The sequence below is a fragment of the Streptomyces sp. ActVer genome, assembly GCF_027270795.1.
GTDB lineage: Bacteria > Actinomycetota > Actinomycetes > Streptomycetales > Streptomycetaceae > Streptomyces > Streptomyces umbrinus_A.
Genome location: NZ_JAPWHT010000683.1, coordinates 1 through 3,732 on the forward strand (window position 1 = coordinate 1; position 3,732 = coordinate 3,732).

The 3,732-nt window shown below is 69.6% G+C and carries 5 protein-coding genes and 1 pseudogene; 4 read left to right on the forward strand and 2 right to left on the reverse strand.

Going from position 1 to position 3,732, the window contains the following annotated elements:
• Window positions 1-435 (reverse strand): annotated as a pseudogene (locus tag O3Q52_RS50365) (RNA-binding protein); the annotation flags it as partial.
• Window positions 436-470: 35 nt separating this feature from the next.
• Entirely contained in the window at window positions 471-710 is a 240-nt protein-coding gene (locus O3Q52_RS50370) for a hypothetical protein (RefSeq protein ID WP_055615920.1), read from the reverse strand.
• 156 nt (window positions 711-866) lie between these two features.
• Here O3Q52_RS50370 and O3Q52_RS50375 point away from each other — a divergent pair, with 156 nt between their 5' ends.
• The 4 genes from O3Q52_RS50375 to O3Q52_RS50385 form a co-directional block, all read left to right on the forward strand.
• The gene (locus tag O3Q52_RS50375; RefSeq protein WP_269655127.1) at window positions 867-1,628 is read left to right on the forward strand and encodes a rhomboid family intramembrane serine protease; all 762 of its coding nucleotides are present in this window, start codon (window positions 867-869) and stop codon (window positions 1,626-1,628) included.
• A gap of 42 nt (window positions 1,629-1,670) precedes the next feature.
• Entirely contained in the window at window positions 1,671-1,952 is a 282-nt protein-coding gene (locus O3Q52_RS50380; RefSeq protein ID WP_055615922.1) for an Lrp/AsnC family transcriptional regulator, read from the forward strand.
• Between the two features lie 133 nt (window positions 1,953-2,085).
• Window positions 2,086-2,349 carry a small secreted hydrophilic protein gene (locus tag O3Q52_RS54320; RefSeq protein ID WP_332113023.1) on the forward strand — a complete coding sequence of 88 codons (264 nt, stop codon included), beginning with the start codon at window positions 2,086-2,088 and terminating at the stop codon, window positions 2,347-2,349.
• A 16-nt stretch (window positions 2,350-2,365) separates the two neighbouring features.
• On the forward strand, window positions 2,366-3,732 hold a 1,367-nt coding region (locus O3Q52_RS50385), incomplete at its 3' end, for a cell wall metabolism sensor histidine kinase WalK (protein WP_269655128.1).

Consider the following 3,732-nt stretch of genomic DNA (forward strand, 5'->3'; position numbering starts at 1 on the left):
CTCGTCGGCGCGCTCGGCGTCCGCGCGCAGGGCCTCCTCGCCGGCGGCGGTCACCAGCTTCACCCAGCCCGGGGGGCGCAGCACATAGGCCGCGGCCGCCACGTCCAGCGGGTCCGCGGCCGGGGGCGGCGAGCCGGAGCCGAGAGCGCCGGTCAGCTCAGACTGGGCCTCTCTGAGCTTCTCGGCGATACGCTGTCTGAAAAGTGGGTCCGTCTCCAGGGCGGCCGCCATCGCGTTGCCCGCGAACTTGGCACGGCGATTGGGGGCGAACCGGGCGTACTGCCGCAGCTGTACGGGCAGTTCGGCCACGGTCAGGCCGCCGAAACCGTCCGAGACGATCTGTACGACCCTGCGGCGCACGCCGTCGGGCAGCGGACGGTCGAGCACCTCGGCGGCGCCGTCGTCCGGCTCCCCGCCCGTGGTGGTCTCCACCATCCTTCACCCCATCGTCCGTGCGGGGCCCGCTCCTGTCAGGAGCCGGCGCCCGGCCTGTCCACCAGTTCCACCTGATCCACCGCGTTGCACCAGCGACAGCGCACCGACTCGATGGTCTCACTGACCACCTCGCGCTCCTCGATCTTCGGTTCCCCGGCCAGGTCCAGATGCACGTACTCGACGACCTTCGACGAACGCGTCACGTCGAATCGCGTGAGGTTTCCGCAGAGCGTGCAGCGCCACCGGGTCTCGGCGGTCGGCAGGGGTACCGTCATCGTTGCAGTCGCTCACTTTCCTGAGTCCTCATGCCGCACCAGGTTCCCTGGAGCGTGTGGCTCGTAACCCTAAGGCCTGGCGGGTACTCGACGCCCGTCCACCGGGAGCGGCGAGGCGCTCTGTGCGGTTCGGTCCCGTTACGTCATGCTCTGCTCATGATCGGCAACTGGGGTAGGCCCGTCGAGAGGGCAGTCAGGGCGGTCCGGGGTCAGTCCGCTCCGGTGACCTACGGACTGATCGCCCTGTGCTGTCTGGTCTTCGTGATCGGGCCGGGCTCGGGCCTCAGTCCCGCGTACGGCACCGGCGACGAGCTCCTTTCCGCACAGCGGGCCTATTTCGAGCGCTGGGGCGTGGTGCCCGTCGAACTGTTCGAGGGGACACCGCGGGCCGCCGTCACTCCGGCCACCGCCCTCTTCGTGCACGGCAGCTGGCTGCATCTGCTGGGGAACATGCTCTTCCTCTATGTCTTCGGGGCGATGGCCGAGGAGAGGATGGGCCACTTCGCGTTCGCCCTCTTCTATCTGGGCTGTGGCTACCTCGCCCTGTTCGGCTACGCGGCCGCCCACTCCGACTCCGCGCAGACGTTGGTCGGCGCGTCCGGGGCGATCTCCGCGGTCCTCGGTGCGTTCCTCTACCTGTTCCCCAAAGCCCGGGTGACCAGTCTCTTTCCGTTCCTCTTCTTCCTGCCGCTGCGGTTTCCGGCCTGGGTGGTCCTGCCCTTCTGGGTGTCCCTCCAGTGGATGGCGGCGAGCCGCGCGACCCAGGGGCCCGCGGTGGCGTATCTGGCGCATCTGCTGGGGTTCTCGGCGGGGTTCCTCTACGCGTGGGTCCGGTATGGACGTACGGCTGCTCTGTTCTCCCGGGGGACAACCCCCGGACCCCCGGCCGAAAAGACTCCCGGCCGTGAGGCTGAGTAAGGTGAAAACCCAGCCATGGGCCACCGAGGGAGAAAACCAGCCGTGATCACCGCGATCGTGCTCATCAAGACCAGCGTGGACCGGATCCCTGAGATCGCGGAGTCGATCGCCGCGCTGGACTCCGTCAGTGAGGTGTTCTCCGTGACCGGCACGTATGACTTGATTGCCATGGTTCGGGTGAAGGCGCATGACGATCTGGCGGATGTGATTCCCGGGATGATCAGCAAGATTCCGGGGGTGGAGGGGACGGATACGCATGTGGCGTTCCGTACGTACTCTCAGCATGATCTTGAGGCTGCGTTTGCCATCGGGCTGGACAATTAGGCCGTTCGCCCGCTGCGGCTTCGTTGTGGCCGGGCGCGCGGTTCCCCTCGCCCCCTACGGGGCTCGGCCCGGATGAAGAGTTCTTCATCCGGCGCTCATCCAGGGGCATCGGTGGGTCCCGCAGCATCGGGCCATGGTTTTCTCTCATCGGATGGCGGCTCTTGCCGCTGTGGTGGTGATTCCTCTGGGGATCGCCGCTACCAGTTACGCCCTGACCGACAGTCCGGAGTCTCCGAAGGTGCCGCCCAAGGTGGAGTTGGAGAGTGGGTCGCCCTCCGCTGCGCCCACGTCGACCGCCTCTCCTACGCCGACTCCGACGCCGAGTGACGAGGTCGTGTCGCGGCCTCCGGTGAGTGACGACGATGACGATGACGACGGACCCGGGGACGACGGCTGAGCCCGTCCCCGAACCCATGTCCGGTCCCGCTCTCGATCCCGTTCCCGTGCGCCGGCGGATCTCGGCCCGGGTCCGCATCCTGCTCTGGCTGCTGCTCGTGATGGCCGTCGCCCTCGCCGCCGTGGCCACGACCACCCGTTCGATCCTCCTGCGGGACGTCGACTCCCGCGTGAGCGGGCTGCTCGCCCAGGAGGCGGGCGAGTTCGCGAACTTCGAGGAGCGGGGGGTGGACCCCGCCACCGGGGAGCGGTTCACCGAGCCGGGGCGGCTGCTCAAGGTCTTCCTGGAGCGGCAGTACGCCGATCCGGACGAGGAGCTGATGGGGCTGCTCTCGGGCGGCCCGGACGCGGCCCCGGCGAAGCTCGTCCAGGACCGTGAGATCCCCGCGGGACTTCCCCTGCACGAGGACGAGGCCGGCCGCCGGCAGATCTTCGAGTCCGCCGGGTCCACCGGCACGCTGCAACGCGCCGCCGGGGACGTCCGGTGGGCCAAGGTCGCCATCGCCCGCTCCGGCGGTGAACCGGAGGCCGCCTTCGTGGTCGCCTTCCACCCGGGACGCGAGCACGACCGCGTGGACGAGGTGTTCCGCATCCTGCTCGCCATCTCCGGAGTCGCGCTGCTGATGACGACGGGGATCGGCTGGGTGGTGGCCGGGCGCATCCTCAAGCCGGTACGTCTGGTGCGTACCGCCGCCGCCCAGCTCACCGAGCAGGACCTAGCCCGGCGCATCCCGGTCCGCGGCCACGACGACATCGCCGCACTCGCGGAGACCTTCAACGCGATGCTCGACCGGCTGGAACGTGCCTTCGCGGCCCAGCGCGAGTTCGTCGACGACGCGGGTCACGAGCTGCGCACCCCCATCACCATCGTGCGCGGCCATCTGGAGCTGATGGGCGACGATCCGGCCGAGCGCGAGGAGACCGTCCGGCTGGTCACCGACGAGCTCGACCGGATGAGCCGCATCGTCGAGGACCTGCTGCTGCTCGCCAAGGCCGAGCGCCCCGACTTCGTCACCCCCGAGCCGGTGCAGCTCGCCGAACTCACCGCCGACGTCTTCGTCAAGGCCCGCACCCTCGGCGACCGCCACTGGGAACTGGCCGAAGTCGCCGACGGGGAAGCCCAGTTGGACCCGCAGCGCATCACCCAGGCGATGGTCCAGCTCGCGCAGAACGCCGTGCAGCACACCGTCCCCGGCCAGTCGATCCGTATCGGCTCGCGCGTCACCGGCGGCCGCGTCGAGTTGTACGTCGCCGACTCGGGCCCCGGTGTGCAGCCGCAGGACGCCGATGTGATCTTCGAGCGGTTCCGGCGCGGCACCTCCCGGCGCGGCACCCGGGGCAGCGGCGCGGGCCTCGGCCTGTCGATCGTGCGGGCCATCGCGGA